General features: G+C 58.8%; 29 protein-coding genes. 19 read left to right on the top strand and 10 right to left on the bottom strand.

Features of this window, described 5'->3' with window-relative positions:
• Nucleotides 1-4: 4 nt before the first annotated feature.
• Genes ACR0DY_RS04415 through ACR0DY_RS04430 form a run of 4 tightly spaced genes read left to right on the top strand, consistent with a single transcriptional unit; the run spans nucleotide 5 to nucleotide 2,536 of the window.
• Nucleotides 5-697 carry a DUF2062 domain-containing protein gene (locus tag ACR0DY_RS04415; protein WP_480897855.1) on the top strand — a complete coding sequence of 231 codons (693 nt, stop codon included), beginning with the start codon at nucleotides 5-7 and terminating at the stop codon, nucleotides 695-697.
• A complete protein-coding gene (locus ACR0DY_RS04420) occupies nucleotides 697-1,443 on the top strand; it encodes a pyridoxine 5'-phosphate synthase (RefSeq protein WP_480473876.1) in 747 nt (248 codons plus the stop codon). Before ACR0DY_RS04415 ends, ACR0DY_RS04420 begins: the two co-directional genes overlap by 1 nt.
• Nucleotides 1,440-2,066, top strand: coding sequence for a LysE family translocator (locus ACR0DY_RS04425; RefSeq protein WP_480546200.1), 627 nt, complete (start codon nucleotides 1,440-1,442; stop codon nucleotides 2,064-2,066). The genes ACR0DY_RS04420 and ACR0DY_RS04425 overlap by 4 nt, the downstream gene beginning before the upstream one ends.
• Entirely contained in the window at nucleotides 2,063-2,536 is a 474-nt protein-coding gene (locus ACR0DY_RS04430; RefSeq protein ID WP_480546201.1) for a hypothetical protein, read from the top strand. The genes ACR0DY_RS04425 and ACR0DY_RS04430 overlap by 4 nt, the downstream gene beginning before the upstream one ends.
• 75 nt (nucleotides 2,537-2,611) lie before the next feature.
• Here the strand turns inward: ACR0DY_RS04430 and ACR0DY_RS04435 are convergent, their stop codons facing one another.
• Nucleotides 2,612-3,460: a CE1 family esterase gene (locus tag ACR0DY_RS04435; RefSeq protein ID WP_480546202.1), complete on the bottom strand. Its 849-nt coding sequence runs from the start codon at nucleotides 3,458-3,460 to the stop codon at nucleotides 2,612-2,614.
• A 127-nt stretch (nucleotides 3,461-3,587) separates the two neighbouring features.
• On the opposite strand from ACR0DY_RS04435, the gene acpS reads away from it, so the two are divergent.
• The 4 genes from acpS to ACR0DY_RS04455 all read left to right on the top strand — a co-directional run bounded on the left by acpS (nucleotide 3,588) and on the right by ACR0DY_RS04455 (nucleotide 6,214).
• Nucleotides 3,588-4,007 (top strand): holo-ACP synthase, encoded by a 420-nt coding sequence (gene acpS / locus ACR0DY_RS04440; RefSeq protein WP_209506227.1) that lies wholly within the window; start codon nucleotides 3,588-3,590, stop codon nucleotides 4,005-4,007.
• A 62-nt stretch (nucleotides 4,008-4,069) separates the two neighbouring features.
• Nucleotides 4,070-4,909: a signal peptidase I gene (gene lepB / locus ACR0DY_RS04445; RefSeq protein WP_267366112.1), complete on the top strand. Its 840-nt coding sequence runs from the start codon at nucleotides 4,070-4,072 to the stop codon at nucleotides 4,907-4,909.
• Nucleotides 4,906-5,583 (top strand): ribonuclease III, encoded by a 678-nt coding sequence (gene rnc, locus ACR0DY_RS04450; protein ID WP_267366113.1) that lies wholly within the window; start codon nucleotides 4,906-4,908, stop codon nucleotides 5,581-5,583. The genes lepB and rnc overlap by 4 nt, the downstream gene beginning before the upstream one ends.
• Before the next feature lie 154 nt (nucleotides 5,584-5,737).
• Nucleotides 5,738-6,214, top strand: coding sequence for a hypothetical protein (locus ACR0DY_RS04455; RefSeq protein WP_480483757.1), 477 nt, complete (start codon nucleotides 5,738-5,740; stop codon nucleotides 6,212-6,214).
• 51 nt (nucleotides 6,215-6,265) lie between these two features.
• Here the strand turns inward: ACR0DY_RS04455 and ACR0DY_RS04460 are convergent, their stop codons facing one another.
• The gene (locus tag ACR0DY_RS04460; protein WP_480483756.1) at nucleotides 6,266-7,648 is read right to left on the bottom strand and encodes a multicopper oxidase family protein; all 1,383 of its coding nucleotides are present in this window, start codon (nucleotides 7,646-7,648) and stop codon (nucleotides 6,266-6,268) included.
• A 160-nt stretch (nucleotides 7,649-7,808) separates the two neighbouring features.
• Between ACR0DY_RS04460 and era the strand changes: the two genes are divergently transcribed.
• Complete coding sequence (era, locus tag ACR0DY_RS04465) at nucleotides 7,809-8,717, top strand: GTPase Era (protein WP_480473866.1); 909 nt, start codon at nucleotides 7,809-7,811, stop codon at nucleotides 8,715-8,717.
• Nucleotides 8,714-9,043 (top strand): DUF1491 family protein, encoded by a 330-nt coding sequence (locus tag ACR0DY_RS04470; RefSeq protein ID WP_480546205.1) that lies wholly within the window; start codon nucleotides 8,714-8,716, stop codon nucleotides 9,041-9,043. Before era ends, ACR0DY_RS04470 begins: the two co-directional genes overlap by 4 nt.
• A gap of 119 nt (nucleotides 9,044-9,162) precedes the next feature.
• Here the strand turns inward: ACR0DY_RS04470 and ACR0DY_RS04475 are convergent, their stop codons facing one another.
• Complete coding sequence (locus tag ACR0DY_RS04475; RefSeq protein WP_480546206.1) at nucleotides 9,163-9,675, bottom strand: hypothetical protein; 513 nt, start codon at nucleotides 9,673-9,675, stop codon at nucleotides 9,163-9,165.
• 289 nt (nucleotides 9,676-9,964) lie between these two features.
• Here ACR0DY_RS04475 and recO point away from each other — a divergent pair, with 289 nt between their 5' ends.
• Nucleotides 9,965-10,690, top strand: coding sequence for a DNA repair protein RecO (gene recO / locus ACR0DY_RS04480; protein ID WP_267366372.1), 726 nt, complete (start codon nucleotides 9,965-9,967; stop codon nucleotides 10,688-10,690).
• On the opposite strand, the gene ACR0DY_RS04485 is transcribed toward recO, so the two are convergent.
• From ACR0DY_RS04485 to ACR0DY_RS04495, 3 genes are all read right to left on the bottom strand, one after another.
• Nucleotides 10,674-11,066: an META domain-containing protein gene (locus ACR0DY_RS04485; RefSeq protein WP_480507408.1), complete on the bottom strand. Its 393-nt coding sequence runs from the start codon at nucleotides 11,064-11,066 to the stop codon at nucleotides 10,674-10,676. The genes recO and ACR0DY_RS04485 overlap by 17 nt on opposite strands.
• 40 nt (nucleotides 11,067-11,106) lie before the next feature.
• On the bottom strand, nucleotides 11,107-11,661 hold the full coding sequence (locus ACR0DY_RS04490; protein ID WP_480546207.1) for a hypothetical protein: 555 nt from the start codon (nucleotides 11,659-11,661) through the stop codon (nucleotides 11,107-11,109).
• A 252-nt stretch (nucleotides 11,662-11,913) separates the two neighbouring features.
• Nucleotides 11,914-13,605, bottom strand: coding sequence for an acyl-CoA dehydrogenase family protein (locus tag ACR0DY_RS04495; RefSeq protein WP_480483752.1), 1,692 nt, complete (start codon nucleotides 13,603-13,605; stop codon nucleotides 11,914-11,916).
• 144 nt (nucleotides 13,606-13,749) lie between these two features.
• Between ACR0DY_RS04495 and ACR0DY_RS04500 the strand changes: the two genes are divergently transcribed.
• Nucleotides 13,750-14,514: a sulfite exporter TauE/SafE family protein gene (locus ACR0DY_RS04500; protein WP_480483751.1), complete on the top strand. Its 765-nt coding sequence runs from the start codon at nucleotides 13,750-13,752 to the stop codon at nucleotides 14,512-14,514.
• 4 nt (nucleotides 14,515-14,518) lie between these two features.
• On the opposite strand, the gene ACR0DY_RS04505 is transcribed toward ACR0DY_RS04500, so the two are convergent.
• The 3 genes from ACR0DY_RS04505 to ACR0DY_RS04515 form a co-directional block, all read right to left on the bottom strand.
• Entirely contained in the window at nucleotides 14,519-15,064 is a 546-nt protein-coding gene (locus tag ACR0DY_RS04505; protein ID WP_267364195.1) for a hypothetical protein, read from the bottom strand.
• Nucleotides 15,065-15,097: 33 nt separating this feature from the next.
• Nucleotides 15,098-15,484: a hypothetical protein gene (locus ACR0DY_RS04510; protein WP_480483750.1), complete on the bottom strand. Its 387-nt coding sequence runs from the start codon at nucleotides 15,482-15,484 to the stop codon at nucleotides 15,098-15,100.
• 280 nt (nucleotides 15,485-15,764) lie between these two features.
• Nucleotides 15,765-17,363: a phosphoenolpyruvate carboxykinase gene (locus ACR0DY_RS04515; RefSeq protein ID WP_480897858.1), complete on the bottom strand. Its 1,599-nt coding sequence runs from the start codon at nucleotides 17,361-17,363 to the stop codon at nucleotides 15,765-15,767.
• Nucleotides 17,364-17,708: 345 nt separating this feature from the next.
• Here ACR0DY_RS04515 and ACR0DY_RS04520 point away from each other — a divergent pair, with 345 nt between their 5' ends.
• The 7 genes from ACR0DY_RS04520 to ACR0DY_RS04550 are packed head-to-tail and all read left to right on the top strand — an operon-like array spanning nucleotide 17,709 to nucleotide 23,130.
• The gene (locus ACR0DY_RS04520; protein WP_267364197.1) at nucleotides 17,709-18,413 is read left to right on the top strand and encodes a response regulator transcription factor; all 705 of its coding nucleotides are present in this window, start codon (nucleotides 17,709-17,711) and stop codon (nucleotides 18,411-18,413) included.
• A gap of 31 nt (nucleotides 18,414-18,444) precedes the next feature.
• Nucleotides 18,445-20,163, top strand: coding sequence for an ATP-binding protein (locus ACR0DY_RS04525; RefSeq protein ID WP_480483748.1), 1,719 nt, complete (start codon nucleotides 18,445-18,447; stop codon nucleotides 20,161-20,163).
• A gap of 3 nt (nucleotides 20,164-20,166) precedes the next feature.
• Nucleotides 20,167-20,637 (top strand): HPr kinase/phosphorylase, encoded by a 471-nt coding sequence (locus ACR0DY_RS04530; RefSeq protein ID WP_480483747.1) that lies wholly within the window; start codon nucleotides 20,167-20,169, stop codon nucleotides 20,635-20,637.
• Nucleotides 20,634-21,515 (top strand): RNase adapter RapZ, encoded by an 882-nt coding sequence (gene rapZ / locus ACR0DY_RS04535; RefSeq protein WP_480897860.1) that lies wholly within the window; start codon nucleotides 20,634-20,636, stop codon nucleotides 21,513-21,515. The genes ACR0DY_RS04530 and rapZ overlap by 4 nt, the downstream gene beginning before the upstream one ends.
• A complete protein-coding gene (locus tag ACR0DY_RS04540; RefSeq protein WP_267364203.1) occupies nucleotides 21,512-21,904 on the top strand; it encodes a PTS sugar transporter subunit IIA in 393 nt (130 codons plus the stop codon). Before rapZ ends, ACR0DY_RS04540 begins: the two co-directional genes overlap by 4 nt.
• A 16-nt stretch (nucleotides 21,905-21,920) precedes the next feature.
• The gene (locus ACR0DY_RS04545; RefSeq protein WP_209506323.1) at nucleotides 21,921-22,190 is read left to right on the top strand and encodes an HPr family phosphocarrier protein; all 270 of its coding nucleotides are present in this window, start codon (nucleotides 21,921-21,923) and stop codon (nucleotides 22,188-22,190) included.
• Between the two features lie 40 nt (nucleotides 22,191-22,230).
• Nucleotides 22,231-23,130 carry a lysophospholipid acyltransferase family protein gene (locus tag ACR0DY_RS04550; RefSeq protein WP_480870915.1) on the top strand — a complete coding sequence of 300 codons (900 nt, stop codon included), beginning with the start codon at nucleotides 22,231-22,233 and terminating at the stop codon, nucleotides 23,128-23,130.
• A gap of 47 nt (nucleotides 23,131-23,177) precedes the next feature.
• On the opposite strand, the gene ACR0DY_RS04555 is transcribed toward ACR0DY_RS04550, so the two are convergent.
• Nucleotides 23,178-24,053 (bottom strand): 3-hydroxybutyryl-CoA dehydrogenase, encoded by an 876-nt coding sequence (locus tag ACR0DY_RS04555; protein ID WP_209506328.1) that lies wholly within the window; start codon nucleotides 24,051-24,053, stop codon nucleotides 23,178-23,180.
• Between the last annotated feature and the right edge of the window lie 47 nt (nucleotides 24,054-24,100).

Below are 24,100 nucleotides of genomic sequence, written 5' to 3' on the forward strand. Positions count from 1 at the left end.
ACGGGTGGTATTCAAGCGCCGAGACCGACGCTCTCCTGTTCAGGTCGCATCGGAACTCGTCTATCCGCGTGGCGGATGGACCCGCGCCTTCCACTATGTCAAACACCGTGTCCGCCGCCTTCCGGATTCCCCTGACCGGATCGCCCGTGGCATAGGGGCGGGCGTTTTCGCATCCTTCACGCCGTTTTACGGGCTGCACTTTCTGGTTGCGGCACTTGGTGCGCGGCTGATCAAGGGAAATATTCTGGCCGCCCTCAGCGGCACGTTCTTCGGCAACCCCCTGACATATGTCCCGATTGGGGTGATCTGCCTGCAAACCGGGCATTTCCTGCTGGGCACCGAATATGAAGAAGGCGACACGCAGGGGCTGATGGGCAAGTTTGCCGACGCCATCGGCGACCTCAAGGACAATCTTCTTGCCCTGTTCACGGACCGCGTGGCCGACTGGCACGGGCTGGGTCAGTTCTACGATGACGTTTTCTATCCCTACATGATTGGCGGCATCATTCCCGGTATCGTGGCGGGCATCATCTGCTACTACCTCAGCCTGCCGCTGATCCTGACCTACCAGCTGCGCCGCCGCGCCAAGATCAAGGCAAAGTTTGAAGAAATCAAACGCCGGGCCGAAGAAACACCTGCCGGTCCCGCGCCAAGATCGCTAAGGTCGGGGCGAAAATCTGCAAAAGGAACCAAATGATGTCCGAAAGCCGTCTGCGTCTGGGTGTGAATATCGATCATGTCGCCACCGTGCGCAACGCGCGCGGCGGGGCCTATCCTGACCCGCTGCGCGCCGCCAAGCTGGCAGAGGAGGCCGGCGCCGACGGCATCACCGCGCATCTGCGCGAAGACCGCCGCCATATCTCGGACGCCGATATCGACGGCCTGATGGAGGTTCTGTCGGTGCCTCTGAACTTTGAAATGGCCGCCACCGAAGAGATGCAGAAAATCGCCCTGCGCCACAAACCGCACGCCGTCTGTATCGTTCCCGAAAAGCGCGAGGAACGCACCACCGAAGGCGGGCTCGAAGTCGCGCGCGAGGAAAACAAGCTGGCCCATTTCATCGCCCCCCTGCGCGAGGCCGGGTGCCGCGTGTCGATCTTCATCGCCGCGGATCAGCGTCAGATCGAGGCCGCGCACCGCATCGGTGCCGAGGTGATCGAACTGCACACCGGTGCCTATTGCGACGCCCATGCCGAAGGACGTATGGACGCCGCCGCGCGCGAGCTTGAATCGCTGCGCCTGATGTCCACCTTTGCCCATTCACTGGGGCTCGAGGTCCATGCAGGCCATGGCCTGACATACGACTCCGTAAAGCCGGTTGCCGCTTTCCCCGAGGTCATGGAACTGAACATCGGGCATTTCCTGATTGGTGAGGCGATCTTTCTGGGTCTCACCCCCGCCATTCGGGAGATGCGCCGCCTGATGGACGAGGCGCGCGCGTGATCACCTCCGGCTTTATCGCCATCTGGTTCGCCTGGCTGATGGCAGGGGGCTCTCCGGGCCCGGCCACGATGGGCATTGCCGGAACCGCCATGACCGAAGGCCGTACCGCCGGGCTGGCCTTTGCCCTTGGCATCTGCGCCGGATCGGCCGCCTGGGGCATTGCCGCAGCGCTGGGCCTGTCGGCGGTCATGCTGGCCAATGTCTGGCTGTTCGAAGTGATCCGCTATGTCGGCGTGGCCTATCTGGGCTGGCTGGCGCTGAAGGCCCTGAAACGCGCGATGACCTCGGATGATGAGGTCGCATTGGGCAAACCGGTCACCGGCACGCTGCCCACGATCTTTGCCAAAGGTGCCGCCATCCACCTGACCAACCCCAAAGCAATCCTCAGCTGGGGGTCGATCTATGCCATCGTCGCGCCAAGCGATGCCAGCCTGCCGATGCTGCTGGGCTATTTCGCCATGCTGTACGCAGGATCGCTGCTGATCTTCATCGGCTATGCGTTTTTGTTCTCATCCGCCCGCATGGTCCGCACCTACCGCCGCGCCCGCCGCTGGTTCGATTTCGCCTTCGCCGGGTTCTTTGGCGTGGCGAGTTACAAGATCCTGACGGTGCGGTTGTCGTGATCAACCTTTGGACATCCGAGCAAAAAACCTTGTTGTTTAATCGGGTTTGGTACGTGGTTTGTTTCGTTGTTAGTATGTTGCTGTCGGTTTCGTCGGGCTTTGCCCGGGAAAAACTGGGCCTCGAAGGTGTGTTTTTCTTTCCGGTCGATTTCCTTGTGACCCCCAGCTTTATGGCAGCAGTGGTTCTCACACATCCATGGTCAAAGAGGTTTTCTGAAACAACCGCAAACGCCACATTGTGGTACAACGCAGCCTACATGGTTGGTCTTTCAGTGGCGGTGTTATGGGCTATGCAACTCGCAGCATTGTTTTACCACTTCAGGTATTGGCACCAATTTGATTTTTCGGCTTTCGCTTTAAGAAACGGTGTTCTGCTGTTTTGGGCAGCGGTTTCTATAGGCATCTGCCGAGCCGTGCTATCGCAATCGATACAGGCAAAACGAACGCTTTTTGGCGGTGAAAGAAGCTGACACAACTGATCCTCGGTTTCGGTACAGACCTGGCAAACGCACGCAAATTGATTTCCGCAAAATCCGGTGGAAGCGCTAGGGCGCGCTCGAGATTTCCAGAAACCAATCCGCCACGGCATCACCCCAACCGGGCTGCCTGCCGTGGCCATGTGGCCCAAGCGACAGGGTGACAGAGCCGTCCAGACACTCGGTCCACTTCTTTCGCCAGGTTGCACCTTCTGTTGAAACGCTGTTCGCCATCTGCCCGCATCCATTGGTTCTGGTCAGAATTTCAATGGATTTCAAAACGCTACCCTGTTCGAAATCATAGTCCCCAAAGGTCACAAAACGCCCTTCCAGCGGGACGGTCCGGTCTGCAAATCCGTGGGAATGATGCATGTGAACTGGGCCGCTGCACCGCCGCCACATCGGCTCCCAAAAGGCCCCTGATGCCGAGGCATAGGCAAAGGCAAAGGAATGATCCGTGCAGGCCTTGTCCCAAACCAGTGATCCGCCGCGTGAATACCCCGCCAGCATAATGCGATCTGCGTTCAGGTCGAAACGGGCAATGGCGTCTTCCTTGATCTGCTCCAGCGCGGCCAGATCATCCCGCGGCCAGCGATAGCCATCATGCACCCCCCAATCCAGCGCCTTGGGATTTCCAATGTCGACCTGACCGTTCGGCGCGATAAAGGCGATGCCGCGGTCGGTAAAGGCCGCCGCGAGGCCGGAAAGATTTACGGCTGAATTCGCCGTTGCCCCATAGCCATGCAGATAGATAACAGCTGGCGGCTTGGGCGCGGCATCCGGCAGAACCACCCGATAGGACACCTCTCCAACCTGACAGGGGGTTTCCCCGGTTCCGCAATCCTGTGCAGAAGCGCGTAAAACGGTGCTTACGACAATGCCAGCCACCGCGATTGCCATGAACGGAATTTTCGACATTGCGTCCCCCCACACCAACGTAAAAATTGAACATTCCGGTAAAGTATATCACGGAATGCGGCAACCAACCGCTTGCGTGTGGTCATCAATTGCCGTTGATTGGCCCGACCAGAGAAATGAGAGCCACATGATCCTCGGCATCGGCACAGACCTTGCAAATATCGACCGCATTCAGGGCACGCTCGACCGGTTCGGCGACCGGTTCCGCAACCGTGTCTTTACTGACACCGAACAGCGCAAGGCCGAACGCCGTGCGGATACCGCAGGCACTTATGCAAAACGCTGGGCCGCGAAAGAGGCATGTTCCAAGGCGCTCGGCACCGGCCTGCGCATGGGCATTTCGTGGAAGGACATGGCCGTCACCAACCTGCGCACCGGGCAGCCGGTGATGCATGTCACAGGCTGGGCCGCCGAACGCCTGAACGAACTGACACCCGCTGGGCACGAGGCGATCATCCACGTCACCCTGACCGATGACCACCCCTGGGCACAGGCCTTTGTCGTGATCGAGGCGCGTCCTCTGCAAGATCACGTCACACAGCCTTGACTTGACCCCATCCCCCCCGCATGTAGCAGCGAAGCCAAGCACAGAGAACTGGAGAGAGCAGTATGGCCGACGAAGCCAAAACCGGAAGCGGCGTCTGGGAAACGATCAAGACCATCGTCTATGCCCTGCTGATCGCGGGCGTGTTCCGGACCCTCTTCTTTCAACCGTTCTGGATTCCTTCCGGTTCGATGAAACAGACGCTGCTGATCGGCGATTTCCTCTTCGTCAACAAGATGGCCTACGGCTATTCCTACGCCTCATGCCCCAGCCTGATCATTCCCAGTGTCGGTCTGAACATCGACGCCGAAGATCTCTGTGGCTGGATGCAGGGCGACGACGGAAGCCGCATCTGGGGCGGCGATCCCGTGCGCGGCGACGTCATCGTCTTCCGCCACCCGGTCAGCGGGCGCGATTATATCAAACGCCTGATCGGCCTGCCGGGCGACCGCATTCAGGTTCGCGAGGGGCAGATCATCCTCAACGGCACACCGGTTCCGCAACAGCCTGACGGCATATTCACCGAAATCGCCGAACCGCAGGGCCCGCAACGCCTGCGCCCCCGCTGCGAAAACGGCCCCGTTGGCGTTGGCGGCGCCTGTGAAAAGTCGCGCCTGATTGAAACCCTGCCCAACGGCGTCACCTATGACGTGCTGAATATCGGCAATCAGGGGTCGGACAATACCGGCATCTATACCGTGCCCGAAGGCCACTATTTCTTCATGGGCGACAACCGCGACAACTCGGCTGACAGCCGCCTGCCGCAATCCGCTGGCGGGGTTGGCTATGTGCCCTACGAAAACCTGATCGGCCGTGCCGACCGGATTATGTTCTCGTCCGCCGGCCGGTCCATGCTGTTCTTCTGGACCTGGCGCGGGGATCGGTTCTTCAAGGCGGTCAATTGAAGCTCTCAGCCGAAATAAAGGCGTTCCAGCAGCGTTTGGGGTATGAATTTGCCGACCCCGAGCTGCTGGTGCGTGCGCTGACCCACGGCTCGGTCTCATCGTCGACACGCCCGGACAATCAGCGGCTTGAATTTCTGGGCGACCGGGTGCTGGGCCTTGTCATGGCCACCGCGCTGCTTGAGGCCGACAAGAAAGCCTCCGAAGGCCAGCTTGCGCCCCGGTTCAACGCGCTGGTCCGCAAAGAAGCCTGCGCAGATGTGGCCCGCCAGATCGATCTGGGCGCGGTCTTGAAACTCGGCCGGTCCGAGATGCTCTCGGGGGGGCGCCGCAAACAGGCGTTGCTGGGCGACGCGATGGAGGCGGTGATTGCCGCCATCTACCGCGACGCCGGGTTCGAAGCCGCCCGCGATGTCATCCTCGCCCTCTGGGGCGACCGCATCCACAAGGTCGAGGCTGACGCCCGCGACGCCAAAACAGCGCTTCAGGAATGGGCACAGGCGCGCGGCCAGAAACCACCCAGCTATGTCGAGGTTAAACGCAGCGGCCCCGATCACGCCCCCGTCTTCACAATCGCCGCCCGCCTTCAGGACGGAACCGAGGCACAGGCCACCGCAGGCTCCAAGCGCCAGGCCGAACAGGCGGCGGCCAAGGCGTTGCTGGAGCGGGTCGGCTGATCCCTGTTGAAGCTCGGCCTGTCACAAACTTCAATCTAACTTGAAGCCTATAGAAGCCACGACAGACGACCTGTATCTGGGTATCAGTCGTTTTGGCACCCGTCAGACTGCGGCAGGTCAAAGCACTCGGGAAACAACGTATAAGGGCAATCCAATGCAACGTGCAAAACTCTCGCTCGTCAATATCGGCTTCCTGTTCATTGCCGGGTTTGTGGCAACCATGGCCTTCGATTTCTGGGGGCAAGTTGTCAGTCCGGGGATCGGCTGGGCCAACCTGTCACCCGAAGGTCTGGCGCAGAGTTTGCTGTCCAGTCTGGGTTTGCCCAGCAACGCTTTTCTGGGCTTCTTCGTGCATTTCTACATTGTCGGCCTGATTGCCTATCCTTTGGGTTGGTTCCTTATTTTCCAGCCAATCTGGGTCAAGGTACTGGGTCCGGTCCACATGTTGGCGGCCTCGGCAATCTATGGATTCGGTCTGTGGGTGTTTGCAATCGGAGGTGTCACGACCTTTGCCGGTCTGCCGCCGTTCCTGAACTTCGTCGGGATCACATGGGTCGCGCTGATCGGCCACGTTTTGTACGGCATCGTGTTTGTTGCCGTGCTGAACCCCATCCTGCGCCGTCACCCGTGATCTGATCCGTTCTATCCGTCGGTCCGGTGTCGGGCCGACGGCTTTCATTTATCACTCCACCCGGATGAACCCGGTCAGCCCGGTTTTCTGATGTTCGATCACATGGCAGTGAAACGCCCAGTCGCCAGGGTTGTCCGCCACCAGTGCGATATCCGCCACCTCATCCTTCAACAGCAGCATCGTGTCGGTCATCAGCGGTGGCAGGGTGCGCAGGTTGGATCGCAGCGGCACGAAGGCCAGCCCGTGCAGGTGGATCGGATGCAGGTTGGGCGACTCGTTGCGCAATCGCAGGACATAACTATTGCCCTGTTCCAGAACCGCCAGCGGCCCGGTGCCCTGCGCTGCATCACCCGGCCAGGGTTTGCGGTTGATCGACCAGAAACTATACCCCAGCGTGCCGCAGAACCCGTCATTCGGGGCACCGCCTTCGGGGGTCCAGCCAAAGACGAACTCATGCAATTCCGCACGGTCCGGATCGGGGCGCGCAACGGGATTTGCACGCAACGGGCGCAGCTCTCTCAGATCACGCGCCGCTGATGTGCCAGTCGCCCGCAAGCGCGCCATGGCGCGGTGCGGCTGGCCGGGAAACTTGGCCATCAGCTCCGCCGACTGCCCTTCGCCCTCGGGCATCCGGACGGCAATATCCACCCGTTGACCGGGGCCCAGCAACAGCGGTTCGTCCGCCGTTGGCACCGGCAGGTCGATCTCGACCGGATGCCCGTCCCAGGCGATGATCCGGGTCTCGGCCCCCTCGGGATGCAGCTTATAGATGCGGGTCGTGTCCGTGTTGACCACCCGCAGCCGCACCAGACTGCCTGCCGCGTGCTCATAGACCGCCGTGCTCTGCCAGTTGGCGGTCTGCACCGTGCCAAACGTGCCCGCCCGCGCCGCACCCCGCGCCGTATAGGCAGGCAGGAACGCGTCATCCTCGTCCAGACGGAAATCCCGCAGATTGATCACCTGTTCGCTGTCGAACCCCGGCTCTTCCGGCTCGGCAATCACCATCACGCCGGTCAGCCCGCGCGCCATCTGCTCCATCGTCATGCAATGGGGGTGATACCAGTAGGTCCCCGCATCCGGTGGCGTGAACTCATAGGCGAAACTTTCGCCCTCGCCGATGGGCATCTGGGTTAGGTAGGGCACCCCGTCCATCTCGTTTCGAATACGCAACCCGTGCCAGTGCATCGAAGTGTAATCCGGCAAGGTGTTGCGCACGCTCAGCCGCATAGGCTCGCCCTGCCGCCCATACAGAACCGGCGGTGGCGCATCGGGCGACAGGCTGACCATCCCTGTGGTCAGCCCTTCGCGCAGCCGGTAACTGGCGGGTTGCAGCACCAGTTCCTGTGCTGCATCACCTGCTGCCAGCGACCATCCGCCCAACCCAAACGCGCCAGCGGCGGCACCGCTTCCAAGAAGAAACTCGCGACGTTTCATGACAACCTCACCGAAAGGATTTGCTGCCGGGCTGGAACTGGCTGGGCATCTGAGCCTGTCCTGCCACCGCAGACGCAGGGCCGCAATGCGACAAATCCCTCTGGCCCGCCGCCCCTTTCTGCTATAGGGGGGCGCAGTTGCAGACAGGATTGCCAGACACATGACCACACGCGCCGGATTTATCGCCCTGATCGGAGAGCCCAACGCAGGCAAATCCACCCTCCTGAACCGCATGGTCGGGGCCAAGGTCTCGATCGTGACCCATAAGGTGCAGACCACCCGCGCCCGTATCCGGGGCGTCGCGATGGAAGGCGATGCGCAACTGGTCTTTGTCGACACGCCCGGCCTGTTCAAACCGCGCCGCCGTCTGGACCGTGCCATGGTCGCTGCCGCCTGGGGCGGGGCCGCCGATGCCGATATCGTCGTGCTGATGGTCGAGGCGCATCGCGGCATCACCGAAGGGGTCGAACGCATCCTCGAAGGGCTGGCCGAGATCGGGCAGGGCCGCACCATCGCGCTGGCCATCAACAAGATCGACAAGGTGCCGTCCGAGAAACTGCTGGCGCTGACCAGCGACCTGAACGCGCGCTACCCTTTTGCCGAAACCTTCATGATCTCGGCCGAAAAAGGCCACGGCGTCGACGACCTGCGCAAATGGCTGGCGGGCGAATTGCCCGAGGGGCCGTGGCTTTACCCCGAAGACCAGATCGCCGATCTGCCCCTGCGCATGATCGCGGCTGAAATGACGCGCGAGAAGCTGACCCTGCGCCTGCATCAGGAACTGCCCTACCAACTGACGGTCGAGACCGAAAACTGGGAAGAACGCAAGGACGGCTCGGCCAGAATCGATCAGGTCATCTATGTCATGCGCGACGGCCACAAGGGCATCGTTCTGGGCAAGAAGGGCGAGACGATCAAGGCCGTCAGTCAGGCCGCGCGGGCGGAACTGGAAGAGTTCCTCGACCGCAAGATCCACCTGTTCCTGCAAGTGAAAGTCCGGCCCAACTGGCTTGAGGAATCCGAGCGCTATTCGGAAATGGGTCTGGATTTCAAAGACGGCAACGCATGACCCGCCTGACCGCCGATTTCTGGGTTCACGCCTATCTGGCGCGGCTCCGGTTTCAGGAAATCCCCGCCTTTGTCGTGGCCCATGGCGACGACACCGCGGGCGCGGTTCTGGTCAAGCTCAACACGCTCGACGGGCAGGCCACCGCCTTTCAGCGCAGCTTTGATCTGATGAGCGGCGAACGCACATGGGTCGAACTTTCCTCTGGCCCCGAGCGTGACGTGGATCACGCCATCCAGCGCCAGCGCAGCTTTGACCCCGACCTCTGGGTGATTGAGGTCGAAGACCGGCAAGGCCGACACCTGCTGGGCGAAGAGGGGCTGGAGTAGCGGGCCAGACGCATGTCGGCTTTGAGCCCAACTTGACCAATGCCGCTCAGCCCAAACATATCGAATGGCGAGCTAACAAAGCGCCGGAGTGAGAACGCAAATATACTCCAAGCTTGTCGTTAATACAGAACGTTGTCGCTATTCATCTCACAGCGCCGTGTGTTGCTGTGCTGTCCATTTTTGATGGTGTATTTTCTGTAACAATCCCATTCATAGTTGGCGACCGGATAGTCGAAGGAACCTTCATTCCGCGAGTATACTCGCACAAAAAATGTGCCCTTTGCCTTCTGAACGCCCTGCTGACCACAGGTTCTGATTGCATATCTTTCGATGTTGAAGTCTGGGTCGAGACTTCCACCATCCGTTCTCGCTTCAAATACGACTGTGACCTCTCCTATGTCGCCACCTGGTGCATCCCAACGCTGAAGCATCTCCTCATTGAAGTACATTTCCCAACGATAGAAAGCGTCGCCGGTTACTACGAGCGCGTATCTCGCCTCGACGACCCCGGGTTCGATTGCACGGACCCTTTGCAACAATGTGTATTTTCCGTCGGAGATAACCGCATTAGACTGCGCCTGGTCCCAAATAACGTTGTCCGCGATAATGCGCGTATAGCCTTCGACCGGCATCGCAAATCTCCATCAGTGTTTTAGTTAACTTAGCTTCGCCTACTTGAGTAAGTCTAGCGAAGCGTACAATTGTCATTCCGTGATTTTACGAACGCTATGACGGTTTCTTCAGGCTAACAATTGGAAATTGGCCTGACGGCAGCTTTGTCCCACTTAAACCACTAGTCCCCTGCCGTCGGACCAGGCGATTCACGTATCTTTCCGCGTTTGATGCGCAAAACCATTGCAGAACGGACCCCTTCACGATTTTCTGGGAACACCACAACTCATTCACCGACAGGACCCCGAATTGGACTGGCGCGATCACGGCATCCTACTGACCTCTCGCCGCCACGGCGAAACCTCAGCGATTATCGAGGTCTTTACCGAATCCCACGGGCGTCATGCTGGTGTGGTGCGGGGCGGGACCAGCCGCAAGATCGCACCGATCCTGCAACCCGGCGCGCAGCTGGATGTGCTGTGGCGTGCGCGGCTGGAGGAACATATCGGCACCTTTCAGGTCGAACCTCTGCGCTCGCGCGCGGCGGCGGCGTTTTCCGGGCGGCTGGCCCTGTCCGGGCTGAACGCCGTCGTGTCGCTTTTGTCCTTCTGCCTGCCCGAACGGGAAGCGCACCCGGCGCTCTATACCCGGACCGAGCGGTTGATGGACCTGCTGGGACAGGATGAGATCTGGCCGCTGGCCTACCTGCGATGGGAACTGGCGCTGCTGGACGAGCTTGGCTTTGGCCTTGATCTGACCGCCTGCGCCGCGACCGGCACGACCGAGGGGCTGGTCTATGTGTCGCCCAAGACCGGGCGCGCCGTCAGTGTCAAAGGGGCGGGGGAATGGGCAGACAAGCTGTTGCCGCTGCCGCCCTGCCTGCGGGGCGAAGGCACCGCGCCGGATGCCGAGATTGCCGAGGCTTTGCGCACAACCGGGTATTTCCTGAACCACCGCGTCGCCCCTGCGCTGGGGCATAACCCACTGCCCGAGGCGCGCGCGCGGTTCGTGGATCAGGTCACTCGGCGGCTGTGAACACCATCTCGTGCCCGTCCTCATTGCGCAGGATCAGCACATCGCCCGACACTTCGGATTGGGTCATGGCCAAAAGGGCGGCGAAATAGACCCCTTCGGCCTCAAGCCCGGCGCAGGCGGCCCGCGTTGCTCTCAGGTCCTGAATTTCGAACCACGGGTAGGGCGCGTTCAGCGTGCCGTCATAACTATTGCAGGGGGCATTTCCGGTGATCCTGCCCTCTTCTGGGAACCGCAGCAGGGCGCTGGCGGCAAAGGGCTGTCCGTCGATTTCCTGCAGCGCCCATGTCCGGTCTGCTGCGCCATAGGCGGCAACGGATTCATCCCTGTCGCATTGAAACAGGGCCATCAAAGGCAGGGTCAGGATCAGGCGTGTCATGGCAGGGTTCTAGCGTATCAGCCGTAACTGCGGAACCGGGTCAGTAGGGCAAAGACCCGTTCAGAAGCCGCTCGCGCACTTCCAGCCGGGGTGCCCAGTTGTATCGTGTATCCTCGCGCACCGGCGCCCAGAACAAGACACCGCTGTTGCGCCAGGGGTCGAGGATGATACCGTCATACATCGTGTCCCCCTTGGCGCTGATCGATGCCGAATGGTGGATGATGCGAAACGGGGTTGGAGGCGACGTGGCCCAGTTCAGGTCCAGCGTCCGGAAATTTTCCTGCCGCAAGCGTTTGGTCATCGCTTCGGCCCAGTCATTGCACAGACCCTTTTCGCGGAACCCGTTGATGACCTTGGCATTGTGGATGATCGCCGGGTCGGTGACGTTCCAGTCCTGCTTCAGCTGCTGCGAATAGGCATAGGCAATCGTGGCCGCTTGCTGTGCCTCGGTCGGATCGACATTGGGCCCAAGCGCCTGGATCGACTGCGCCAGCGCGTCCACATCACTCCGGCTCACCGTCGGCTGAGACGTGGTGCAAGCCGCCAGAGCAAGAGCCGCAAGAACGGCCCAAATGGCAAGGAAAGGTCGGGTCATGCGGTATTCCAAAAGTTAATTTCGACGCCTCGTGTCCGGTTGATGCTGTACCGGTGAAAAGGGCGGGATCAAAGGGGGAAGTTTTGAAACACGCAGGTCAGATATGACCGTTACGCGGGCCGCGAGGGGCAATGGTATGTATTGTACAAAACGTACTCTGCACGGTTCGGACCGCGTACAGATTGTACAAATCAGGAAAAAGACCCGGCGCAAGCGCCGGGCCAGTCGGGGAAACAGGACTGCCGAAATGGGTCACCCGAGCAGACGTCGTGCGATGACCTGTGCCTGAATTTCGGCCGCCCCTTCGAAAATGTTAAGGATACGCGCGTCACACAGAACGCGGCTGATCTTGTATTCCAGCGCGAAGCCGTTGCCGCCATGAATCTGCAACCCGTTATCCGCCGCAGCCCAGGCCACACGCGCACCAAGCAGCTTGGCCATACCGGCCTCAAGGTCACAGCGCTGGCCGTGATCTTTTTCCCATGCGCTGAAATAGGTCAGCTGACGCGCGATCATGATCTCGACCGCCATCATCGCCAGCTTGCCGGACACGCGCGGGAAGTTGATCAGAGATTTTCCGAACTGCTTGCGGTCGATCGCATATTGCATGGCGATGTCCAGCGCACACTGTGCCACACCGATGGCCCGGGCGGCGGTCTGGATGCGCGCACTTTCGAAGGTTTCCATCAACTGTTTGAAACCTTTGCCTTCTTCTCCGCCCAGCAGGTTCTCACCCTTGACGTGGAAGCCGTCAAAACCCAGCTCGTATTCCTTCATGCCGCGATAGCCCAGAACCTCGATCTCGCCACCGGTCATGCCGGGGGTCGGGAAGGGGTTCTCGTCAGTGCCCGGTGTCTTTTCCGCCAGGAACATGGACAGGCCGCGGTGGTCGGTGCTGTCGGGGTTGGTCCGCGCCAGCAGGGTCATCACATGGGTTCGCGCGGCGTGGGTGATCCAGGTCTTGTTGCCGGTGATCTTGTAATCGCCATTCTCATCCTTGACCGCGCGCGTGCGCAGGCTGCCAAGGTCTGAACCGGTGTTAGGTTCCGTGAAAACGGCGGTCGGCAGGATCTCGGCACTGGCGATCTTTGGCAACCACTGTGCCTTTTGCGCGTCGGTGCCGCCCGCGATGATCAACTCGGCCGCAATCTCGGATCGGGTACCCAGCGAACCCACGCCGATATAGCCACGCGACAGTTCCTCGGACACCACGCACATCGACGCTTTGGACAGGCCAAACCCACCGAACTCCTCGGGGATGGTCAGACCAAAAACGCCCATTTCCGCCAGTTCTTCAATGATTTCCAGCGGAATCAGTTCATCCTTCAGGTGCCAGTCATGCGCGTTTGGTTCGACCTTTTCCTGCGCGTAGCGGCGGAACTGGTCCCGGATCATCTCAAGCTCTTCATCCAGACCGGACGCGCCGAACATCGTAGCTCCGGCCTGATCCTGCATCAGCGCAACCAGACGGCTACGTGCGGCCTGAGAATTGGCCCGTGCCATCAGGGTCTGTACTTCGGTCGATTGAAAGCCCGACAGCGCGTCCCAGCCAAGACCCATATCCTGAAGACGCACCACCTCGCCCTGGTTCATCGGAATACCGCCCGCGACCTGATGCAGATATTCGCCAAAGGCTATCTGGTGCAGCAACTGCTCGATCTCGCCAAATTTACCATCGGCTTGCAGCGCTTCTGCCCAGCGCTGCATCTGTTGCAGCGACTGCGAATATGTCGCCAGCCAGGCCAGACCATGCGCGGCGGTCTGATTTGCTTCGATCAATGCGCCAGAAACCCGGCCCTCAGCAGTCACCATGCCACGCACGGATGCGCGGGCTTTTTCAAAAACGGCGTCCACCGCAGGCACGGCGGCCCGCGTTAAATCCAGAAGATCGGGCAAAACTGCATCAGTTGTCATTTGGGTCATATCCTGTCCGTCATGGGCCATGAATCGCGTCCTTTCCTCGGTCGTCTGGTCATATCATGCTGCACGTGCAGCGCAACAAAAATACTCAATTTGCTGCTGGAAAGTTCAAAAATTACCTTATCATTTTTGCAATGCAGAAGAAAATCCAGATGATATCTAGAAGGCATGGACCTGTTTTCCCTTCTGTCGCCGCAAGAGCTGTTACTTGCCATCGCCGTCGCCTTTGCCGCCGGATGGGTCAAGGGCATGGTTGGATTTGCCATGCCCATGGTGTTTGTATCTGGCCTGAATTCGTTTCTGCCACCGGATCTGACCCTGGCAGGGCTTATTCTGCCGACCCTTGTCACCAACGGCGTTCAGGCTTTTCGCGGGGGCGCCAGCGCCGCACTCAGCTCTATTCGACGATTTCGGGTGTTCCTGGTCGTTGGCGGTATTTTTCTGGTGCTGAGCGCACAGCTGGTTACGCTGGTGCCCGGCTCGGTCTTCCTGCTGCTGATCGGTGCATTCGTGTCCTTCTTCGCCCTTGTGCAGGTTCTGGGCGTCAGGCTGGTGCTACATCATCCATCAACCGGTGTTGAGGCTATTGTTGGCGGCGTCGCCGGGTTCGTGGGTGGCATGTCGGGCATCTGGGGTCCTCCCACAGTTGCTTATCTGACGGCTTTGAATACCCCGAAGGCCGAGCAGATCCGAATTCAGGGCGTCATCTATGGATTGGGGGCGGTCATGTTACTGGCCGCGCATGTCTGGTCCGGTTTTCTGCGGGTGCAAACGGTTCCGTTTTCAGTAATACTGATCTTTCCCGCCATGCTTGGCATGTGGGTTGGTTTGAAACTGCAGGATCGCATCGATCAGGCCAGCTTTCGCAAGGCCACGCTGTTCGTTTTACTGGTGGCGGGATTGAACCTGCTGCGGCGTGGCCTGATGGGCTAAGGCGCTAGCCCGGTCGCCTGTCTGCAAATCGGAACGCGAAATACAGACCCAGCATCAGAAAGAACAGGCCCGAGATGTCGCCGATCAGGAAGGCGATGTACTCAACCGTTGCACTGCCAAAGACCAGATTGGTCAGGCCAGAGACCAGAATGGATGTGGCTATGCCCACGCCCATAACGCAAATCCAGCAGGGTTTGCGGTTCGGGTTGGGGAACAGGTCCCATCCGACAGCCTTGAGCAGATAGAAAACCGCAGGAACTGTCAGAACCGCGACAGCAATTGCCAGCAGGCGGGTGGGCAGGAAAACATCCGTTCCCGCCAGATAAGCAAAGACGATGAACACACCCGGCAGCAACGCAAATACCGCGCGCCACCCCAGCAGCCAGGCCGACAGAACCCGCACGCCATGTGGCAAAAACAGCAGGCTCGCCCGGCTTGGGTATTCCGGAAAAAACACGTTCTGCATTGGCATAAGCACGGCGAAGGTCAGTATCGACGCCAGCACATAAGCCAGTGAAGCCGCAAGGGTGTCAGTCGCCCAGCCGCGCATTGCGATCACATCACCGTGCGCGCACGGGGCGCGTCATCTGGGGGCATGAACGATGTACCGCCCGCGATTGGCGCTGCCGCTTTGCGAAAGATAGCCTTTTTCGACCAGCGATTTCAGCGCGCGGAAAAAAGTTGGGCGTGAAATGCTTTGGACCAAAGTATGCTCGATCAAACCGAACGTACGCACTTCCTGAGTGGATTTTGAAAGCTCTTCCGCGGCGTAATAGATGTCGCGCTCAACCGGAGATAGTTTTTCCAGCCCAAGCGTCCGCTCCATGCTTTGCATCAATTTGCGTAGTTCGGTGAGTTTCGAGATTTCCGTCATGGTGTTACCTGTAGTTTTCTGTGCCAACCGCCGCATGTCCGCGACCATTTGAACCACACTGATAGCAATACCAACCAGCCAGTCCCATGTTGACACTCATCCCCGTTTACTTAGACTAGAAGCCTGATTAGGTTGCTCAATCCAGCGTTGTGAGTGTGCGCATATGAGCTTCCATAAAGTCCTTTCAGTCAGTGCCCGGCGCGAATGTGCCGGGCTTTTTCGTCTCAACAGTAAATATGCCTAGCGCAGATCGCACTTTGAAACAACGCACTTGTATGTGCTTTTAACGACATACAACTATAAGATGAGTATTCGGCGGACAGCAAAAAAGCTACGGATCGGCAAAAAGAAAGGGGCCTGACGGCCCCTTTTTCGTTTATCCGATTGCGACGGCTTTGATGTCGTCGTCAATGAACGGCAGATACTGCTCAAAGTTCTCGGCAAACATCTGCACCAGTTTCTCGGCCTGCTTGTCGAATGCGGCCTGATCATCCCAGGTCCGACGCGGGTCAAGCAGAACTTCGGGGACGCCCGGGACAGAGACGGGAACGTCAAAGCCGAAATTGGCGTCCTTGCGGAATTCGGCGTCGCGCAGTGAACCATCCAGCGCTGCGGTCAGCAGGGCGCGGGTGGCCTTGATCGGCATCCGGCTGCCGACACCATAGGCGCCACCGGTCCAGCCTGTATTGACCAGCCAGCAGGTCGCGCCGTGCTGGGCGATCTTGTCGCGCAGCAGGTTTCCGTAGACTTCCGGGCGACGCGGCATGAACGGCGCACCAAAGCAGGTCGAGAAGGTGGGCTGCGGTTCGGTTACGCCACGCTCGGTCCCGGCCACCTTTGAGGTGAAGCCCGACAGGAAGTGATACATTGCCTGTGCAGGCGTCAGCCGCGCGATCGGCGGCAGAACCCCAAAGGCATCGCAGGTCAGCATGATGATGTTCTTCGGATGCCCACCCAGCGCGCTTTTCGAGGCGTTCGAGATATATTCAAGCGGATAGGCGCAACGCATGTTCGCGGTCAGCGAGTCGTCGTCGAAATCCAGTTCCTTGGTCTCGGGGTCAAAGACCATGTTTTCGATCACGGTGCCGAATTTCGAGGTGGTCGCATAAATTTCCGGCTCGGCTTCGGCGTTCAGGTTGATGGTCTTGGCATAGCAGCCGCCTTCGAAGTTGAAGGTGCCCCGATCTGACCAGCCGTGCTCGTCATCTCCGATCAGCGTGCGCGAAGGATCAGCGGATAGGGTTGTTTTTCCGGTGCCGGACAGACCAAAGAACACGGCGGTATCGACCGCGTTTCCGACAGCATGGTTGGCCGAGCAGTGCATCGGCATCACGCCTTTTTCCGGCAGCATGTAGTTCAGCAGGGTAAAGACGGATTTCTTGTTCTCACCCGCATATTCGGTGCCGCCGATCAGAATCAGCTTGCGGTCGAAGTTCAGCGCAATAACCGTCTCGCCGCGGCAGTTATGTTTGGCCGGGTCAGCCTGAAAGCTGGGGCAGTTGATGATGGTGAAGTCCGCGGTGAACTCATCCAGATCCTCGCGATCCGGGCGGCGTAGCAGGTGACGGATGAACAGGTTGTGCCAGGCAAGCTCGGTCACCATGCGCACGTTGATCGCGTAGGTCGGATCGGCACCACCGACGAGATCCTGCACGAAATAGTCGCGGCCTTTCATATGGGCCAGCATGTCTTGGTAGAGGGCGTCAAATCCCTCTGGGGTCATCTCGGCATTGTTTTCCCACCAGATAGTGTCAGCCACGCTGCTGGTTTTGACGACGTGCTTGTCCTTGGGCGAGCGACCGGTGAACTTGCCAGTGGTGACCAGAAAGGCACCGCCATTCCCAAGTGTACCTTCGCCGCGCTTCAGCGCTTCTTCGATCAGCGCCGGTTCCATGAAGTTATAATAGACATTGCCCAGACCCTCGATGCCCTGATCCTCGAGGCGGAATTGCGGGTTAACCCGTCCAGATGTCATGTGTATCTTCTCCTGTGGCGGCGCGGGGGCTTTGGGCCCTGAGGCGCCTTTGGGGCAGTGTACCGGGAAAACCGGCGGTTGGGCGCGTCTTACCACGGTCGTTCAGGACATGAACAGGCGGGTTTGACGCAGTTAGCGCAACCAAGTTCGGGTTTAGCGCCATCACAAATTCAATGACCGAGAACCGGGCATATTTTTGCGGGCATAAAGGCAAATTTGCCGCAGACCTGCCGCAACAAAGGCACGATTCGCAGTTACGGATTGATTCGGCGTCTTAAAACCGCCAACAATGCCTTACAAATAAGCGAATTATTGCGCGAGTGAGCAGGAATAGGGGTGAGCCCGATGTCAAAGATTGCACTTGTGGATGACGATAGAAACATTCTGACGTCTGTATCCATGACACTCGAAGCCGAAGGTTTCGAGGTTGAAACTTATAATGATGGCCAGGCCGCGTTGGATGCGTTCAACAAAAAGCTGCCTGATATGGCCGTACTCGATATAAAGATGCCGCGAATGGATGGCATGGATCTGCTGCAACGGCTGCGTCAGAAAACGCAGATGCCGGTGATTTTTCTGACCTCGAAAGATGATGAAATCGACGAGGTTCTGGGTCTGCGCATGGGCGCGGATGACTATGTGAAAAAGCCCTTCTCGCAACGGTTGCTGGTTGAGCGCATCCGCGCTCTGCTGCGTCGGCAAGAAGCAACAAGCGGCGACGCGATTGCGGCCAATAGCAACGACACAAAGGTTATGGAACGCGGCGACTTGCGGATGGACCCGCTGCGCCATGCGGTCAGCTGGAAAGGGAATGATGTATCCCTGACCGTGACCGAATTCCTGCTTCTTCAGGCACTTGCCCAGCGTCCGGGTTTCGTCAAAAGCCGCGACCAGCTGATGGATGTGGCCTATGATGATCAGGTTTATGTGGATGACCGGACGATCGACAGCCACATCAAGCGTCTGCGCAAGAAGATGCGCGCGGCTGATCCCGAGTTTTCGGCGATCGAAACCCTTTATGGTATCGGTTATCGGTACAACGAAGAATAGGCGCCACGCCAGCAAGGGGTAATGGGCTCTCGTGCGCGACACCGAAGCAGCCAGCGAACTACGTGACGGTGACGTCGTACTCGGGGATGACTGGGTCATTCCCGACGATACCGAGTCAGCGGAACTGAGGGAAAAGCGGTCCCAGAGAAACCTGTTTTCTCTGCGAGGCTCGCCTTTGGCGCGCAAGATCATCACCTTCAACCTGATCGCGCTGGTGATCCTGGTTACAGGATTGCTGTATCTGGACGATTCGCGGAAAGAGACGGTTCAGCAGACGGCGCGCAATCTGCTTGGCGATGCGCAGCTGGTCAGCAACGTCTTTGAAACCCAGCTGCGCCAGGGTGCGCAGCACACCGCGCAGGATGCTGGCAACCTCGACGTCAGAGATACGCTGTCAGGTTTGACACTTCCTGAAGGCGGGGAAGTCTTTGTCTATGACGCCAGTGGCACCCTGATTGGCTGGACACGCGGTGCCCCGCAAGTGTCGGCCATGCCGGTTCTTCTGCAAACCAATTCCGAGCTGCAAACCGGCAGCACGGTGATCAGCGACACGTTGAACGCGGTCTGGATCGGTGTGTCGAACCTTCTCAACTGGTCGACCGAGGTCGAGGCACCGACTCTGGCACAGCGGGTGCAGGGAATTATCCCACAGGCGCTGGCAGGTCAAAGGCAGGTTCAGGCAGTTCAGGACGCCGCAGGTGAGACCGTGATCGTAGCCGCTGCTCCGATTCTTTACGAGGATACCCCTGCCGGAGCAGTTGCCATCACAGGCCCCGCCGGTGAGATCGACGCACTGGCCCGCCGTGAGCAGGAGCGCATTCTGCAAATGTTCGTGGTGGCTTTGCTGGTTTCGGTGGGCCTGAGCCTTGTGCTGGCTTCGACCATCGCCAACCCGTTGGCAGACCTGGCCGCAGCGGCGGAAATGGGTAAGGATCGGGGCACAGGGGTCAATCCGGGGCGCATTCGCATACCTGATCTTAGCGCCCGTCCGGATGAAATCGGTCGCCTCAGCCGCGCTCTGCGGGGCATGGTGACTGCTCTGTATAATCGGATCGACGCAAACGAACAGTTCGCCGCTGATGTCGCCCATGAAATCAAGAACCCCTTGGCCAGCCTGCAATCCGCTGTTGGCACGCTTCGCATGGTCAAGCGCGAAGATCAGCGCGACAAGCTGCTGGGTGTAATCGAACATGACGTTCGGCGCCTGGACCGGCTGGTCAGCGACATCTCGAACGCGTCACGTCTTGATGCGGAACTGGTTAAGGAAGAAGAACAACCCTTTGATCTGCTCAAGCTGATTGGCAATATCGGTCAATATCTGGGTGAAGACGCGCGGTCCAAGGGGATCGACTATATCACCGATCTGCCATCCGAACCGATTGTCATCAACGGGCTTGAGGCACGGCTGGCGCAGGTGTTCGTCAATCTGATCACCAATGCCATTTCCTTCTGTGAAGAAAGTGATGCCATCCGCGTCTGGGTACGTCAGCGAGACAACCGTGTTCTTGTCGTGGTCGAAGACACCGGGCCGGGTATTCCGGAACAGGCCTTGACCAAAGTGTTCAAGCGTTTCTATTCGCAACGCCCGGCAGAGCACTTCGGTAACAATTCGGGGCTTGGTCTGGCCATCTCGAAACAGATTGTCGAAGCCCATGGCGGCGTAATCTGGGCTGAGAATATCCGCCCGACCGAAGCGGATATTACATCAGACCCGCTAGGGGCACGCTTTGTAGTGGGGTTACCTGTTTAACTCATGCAAGCAGGTTCTCTGTCAGACGCCAAAGACCGGGACAGCGCTTGTGTTCACGCTTCATGCGTAACAGTGGCCGGGCGCGGGCTGTTGATTGTCGGTGCTTCGGGCGCGGGAAAATCGGCTCTAGCATTGCAGATGATGGCCTATGGGGCGGGTCTGGTCGCGGATGATCGGGTCGACCTGTCAAGGCAGGACCATCAGGTCATTGCCGCCGCCGTGCCGCAGATACAGGGTTTGATCGAGGCCCGTCACATTGGTTTGATCAAAGCGGATGTATTCGGACCGGTCCCCTTGGACTATGTTGTGGATCTGGATCAAAACGAGCCACAAAGGTTACCTGCCGAGGCGACAATCGTGCTGCTGGGGCAAACTGTTCCCTTGCTTCGCGGGGCGGGCGTGCCCAACTTGGCCGCAGCGTTGATGCAGCTTCTGAAGAATGGGCGTGTACACCCGGAATGGCCGAACAAATGACAGAGCAACGGCGGATCGTGCTGGTAACAGGCCCATCAGGGGCCGGAAGATCCACAGCCATTCATGTACTGGAAGACTTGGGTTTTGAGGCCATCGACAATCTGCCGATGGGCCTGCTGCTGCGCCTGCTGGACAGCGCGGACAGCGACCGCCCAATGGCGCTTGGCATTGACGCCCGAAATCGCGATTTCTCGACAATCGGGTTTATCGAACTGGCCGAAAGCCTGGGCCGCATGGCGCGGGTGGATTTGACCGTTCTGTATCTGGATTGCAGTGATGACGTATTGGTGCGCCGGTTTTCGGAAACCCGCAGGCGGCATCCCGTCGCCAAAGATGCCAGCCCTGAGACCGGTGTTCAGCGCGAAAAAGAGCTGCTGGCCCCCATACGCGAGATTGCAGATACCCTGATCGATACAAGCCAACTGAACGTGCACCAGTTACGGGAAGAAGTTGAAAACTGGTTTGCGCCCCAGGGGGGGCGACATCTGGCAGTTTCAATCGAGTCGTTTTCGTACAAGCGGGGCCTTCCGCGTGGGCTGGACATGGTCTTTGATTGCCGGTTTCTGGCGAACCCCTATTGGCGCCCCGAGTTGCGGGCGGCGGATGGGCGACACTCGGACGTTGCGCGCTATGTCCAATCGGATAAGAATTACGAACCCTTTCTTGGATGGGTGATGGATTTGCTTACCTTGTTGCTGCCGGCCTTTCGGGCCGAAGGAAAAGCACATCTGTCGGTGGCTTTCGGATGCACGGGTGGGCAACACAGATCCGTCGCAATGGCAGAAGCCGTTGCAAAGGCCCTTGCAGAGGATGGGCAGCAGGTGGCAATTAGGCATCGCGAGATGGAACGTCGGTCGTTGAATGTGAGGTCGGATTGATCGGAATTGTGATCGTTGCGCATGGCGGTTTGGCCCAGGAATACCTGGCCGCCACACAGCATGTGGTCGGGCCGCAGCCCGGCCTTGTGGCCATTGCGATCGAACCTGACCACGACAGGGATGAAAAACAGGCGGAAATCTGTCGTGCGGCTGACGCAGTCGATATGGGCGACGGTGTTGTCGTTGTAACCGACCTGTTCGGCGGCAGCCCTTCAAATCTCAGCCTGCGGGCCTGCGCCCCTCAGGATCGGCGGATATTGTATGGGGCAAACCTGCCAATGCTCATTAAATTGGCCAAAAGCCGCCACTTACCCGTTGGTGATGCTGTCCGTCAGGCAATGGAAGCTGGACGGAAATACATCAATGCGCAAAATGTGACATTGGACTAAAACCGGATTGATGAATATGACCACCCGAAGCCTGAAAATTATCAATGAAAAAGGTCTGCATGCCCGCGCATCGGCGAAGCTGGTCGAGGTTGTGGAAGGTTTCGACGCGCATGCCGAGGTGTCGAAGGACGGAATTTCTGCGTCAGGCGACAGTATTATGGGCCTTTTGATGTTGGCAGCATCACGCGGAACAACTATTGACGTCGAGACCTCCGGACCGGATGCTGAAGCATTGGCAGAAGCTCTGGAAGCGCTTGTGAACGACAAGTTCGGAGAGGGGTTCTAAGCTGCCCTTGCCGGGACAGGAAGAACGGGAAGACCAGGAATTGGCGGAAACGACGCACGAGACCAAGACACGCCCGGTGGTGGATGGGACCGCAGATCAGGGCGAGATCTACGACCGTAGAACTCTGACCTATGCGAACTCGTTCGACGATGCCTGGACTTCGACGGCCATTCGCGCCATCGAATGGTGCACGGGCAAGCTGACCATTTTGCGGATGGTCAACAAATTCGAGAAAAAGAATGAATTTTACCGGGGACAGCGGTTCTGGGGCGGTGCGCTTGAGGTGATGGGGATTGACCTGACCACACCGCAAGAACAGATTGCCCGTATTCCAAAAACCGGCCCCGTCGTTGTCGTTGCCAACCACCCTCACGGAATGGTGGACGGTATGATTCTGGCCGAGTTGATAGGGCGGATCCGCAGTGATTATCGCATTCTGACCCGCTCGGTCCTGACGGGTCTTGATGAGGCCGCGACGTCTTTCATGATCCCGGTTCCGTTTCCGCATGACCCCGAAGCGCAGGCCAAGATGCTGGAAATGCGTGGCAAGGCGATGGACCATCTGAAAGACGGCGGTGTCGTGGCGCTGTTCCCGTCCGGTGTCGTCATGTCTTCGGATGACTGGTTTGGCCCTGCGGTCGAGCGCGAGTGGAATGTGTTCACCGCAAAAATGATCCGCCGTTCAGGCGCGCGTGTGGTGCCGATTTTCTTTCCCGGCAGCAACTCGCGCTGGTACCAGATCGCCAACAAGCTGTCGCCGATCCTGCGGCAAGGCTTGTTGCTGCATGAAATCGTCCGCTCGTGCAAAAAACCGCAATCGCCGGTCATTGGCGATCCGATCTCGGATCAAGATATGGAACAGTTGGAGAAAGACCCGCGTGGTTTCATGACCTGGCTCAGAAACCATACATTGTCGCTGGGCAAGTCAGGCAAGTCCTGACCCGTGTTTTCATCTAACCGATACCGTACCGGGCACGGGCGGTTTACTTAACGTGTCGGAACCGGCACCTCGCCGCGATAGTCATAGAAACCGCGTTGCGTCTTGCGCCCCAGCCATCCGGCCTCGACATATTTGGTCAATAGCGGGCAGGGGCGATACTTTGTATCAGCCAGACCATCATGCAAGACGTTCATGATGGCAAGACATGTGTCCAGCCCGATGAAATCCGCCAGTTCCAACGGCCCCATGGGGTGATTCGCACCCAGCTTCATCGATTGGTCGATGGATTGGACGCTTCCGACACCTTCATACAGCGTATAAACGGCTTCGTTGATCATCGGCATCAGGATGCGGTTAACGATGAAAGCCGGGAAATCTTCGGCGCTGGCGGCCGTTTTGCCCAACCGGTCCACGACCGCCTTGCAGGCTTTGAAGGTTTCCTCATCCGTTGCGATACCGCGGATCAGTTCCACCAATTGCATGATCGGAACCGGGTTCATGAAGTGAAAACCCATGAAACGTTCAGGCCGGTCCGTACGACTGGCCAGACGCGTGATGGAAATGGACGACGTATTCGACGTCAGGATCGTATGCGGCAGGAGGTGCGGTTGCAGATCTTCGAAAATGGCCTGTTTGACTGTTTCCCGCTCGGTCGCGGCTTCGATCACCAGATCGGTCTGTCCCAGCTGCGGCAATTCAAGGGTGGTTGTAATACGCTTCAGGGCCGCCTGCATCGCATCGTCAGTGATCTTGCCACGTGATGCCTGACGCGCCATGTTGCCTTCGATCGTGGCCATTGCGCTGTTCAACGCATCCTGACTGACATCATTCAGCAAGACATCGTATTCCGCCAAAGCCAGAACATGGGCAATGCCGTTGCCCATCTGACCCGCGCCAATCACCCCGACTGATTTAACTTCCATGTTCAGCTGCCTTTGCCCTGGAGGATACCGGGACAGTATCGGCAGAC

The organism is Ruegeria sp. O6 (genome assembly GCF_056535045.1).

Coding starts and splice junctions, on each gene's coding strand:
- ACR0DY_RS04420 (WP_480473876.1), top strand. CDS start 697: ATGTCCGAAAGCCGTCTGCGTCTGGGTGTGAATATCGATCATGTCGCC.
- ACR0DY_RS04435 (WP_480546202.1), bottom strand. CDS start 3,460: ATGTCGAAAATTCCGTTCATGGCAATCGCGGTGGCTGGCATTGTCGTA.
- acpS (WP_209506227.1), top strand. CDS start 3,588: ATGATCCTCGGCATCGGCACAGACCTTGCAAATATCGACCGCATTCAG.
- lepB (WP_267366112.1), top strand. CDS start 4,070: ATGGCCGACGAAGCCAAAACCGGAAGCGGCGTCTGGGAAACGATCAAG.
- ACR0DY_RS04455 (WP_480483757.1), top strand. CDS start 5,738: ATGCAACGTGCAAAACTCTCGCTCGTCAATATCGGCTTCCTGTTCATT.
- ACR0DY_RS04460 (WP_480483756.1), bottom strand. CDS start 7,648: ATGAAACGTCGCGAGTTTCTTCTTGGAAGCGGTGCCGCCGCTGGCGCG.
- era (WP_480473866.1), top strand. CDS start 7,809: ATGACCACACGCGCCGGATTTATCGCCCTGATCGGAGAGCCCAACGCA.
- ACR0DY_RS04470 (WP_480546205.1), top strand. CDS start 8,714: ATGACCCGCCTGACCGCCGATTTCTGGGTTCACGCCTATCTGGCGCGG.
- ACR0DY_RS04475 (WP_480546206.1), bottom strand. CDS start 9,675: ATGCCGGTCGAAGGCTATACGCGCATTATCGCGGACAACGTTATTTGG.
- ACR0DY_RS04485 (WP_480507408.1), bottom strand. CDS start 11,066: ATGACACGCCTGATCCTGACCCTGCCTTTGATGGCCCTGTTTCAATGC.
- ACR0DY_RS04490 (WP_480546207.1), bottom strand. CDS start 11,661: ATGACCCGACCTTTCCTTGCCATTTGGGCCGTTCTTGCGGCTCTTGCT.
- ACR0DY_RS04495 (WP_480483752.1), bottom strand. CDS start 13,605: ATGGCCCATGACGGACAGGATATGACCCAAATGACAACTGATGCAGTT.
- ACR0DY_RS04500 (WP_480483751.1), top strand. CDS start 13,750: ATGGACCTGTTTTCCCTTCTGTCGCCGCAAGAGCTGTTACTTGCCATC.
- ACR0DY_RS04505 (WP_267364195.1), bottom strand. CDS start 15,064: ATGCGCGGCTGGGCGACTGACACCCTTGCGGCTTCACTGGCTTATGTG.
- ACR0DY_RS04515 (WP_480897858.1), bottom strand. CDS start 17,363: ATGACATCTGGACGGGTTAACCCGCAATTCCGCCTCGAGGATCAGGGC.
- ACR0DY_RS04520 (WP_267364197.1), top strand. CDS start 17,709: ATGTCAAAGATTGCACTTGTGGATGACGATAGAAACATTCTGACGTCT.
- ACR0DY_RS04530 (WP_480483747.1), top strand. CDS start 20,167: ATGCAAGCAGGTTCTCTGTCAGACGCCAAAGACCGGGACAGCGCTTGT.
- rapZ (WP_480897860.1), top strand. CDS start 20,634: ATGACAGAGCAACGGCGGATCGTGCTGGTAACAGGCCCATCAGGGGCC.
- ACR0DY_RS04545 (WP_209506323.1), top strand. CDS start 21,921: ATGACCACCCGAAGCCTGAAAATTATCAATGAAAAAGGTCTGCATGCC.
- ACR0DY_RS04555 (WP_209506328.1), bottom strand. CDS start 24,053: ATGGAAGTTAAATCAGTCGGGGTGATTGGCGCGGGTCAGATGGGCAAC.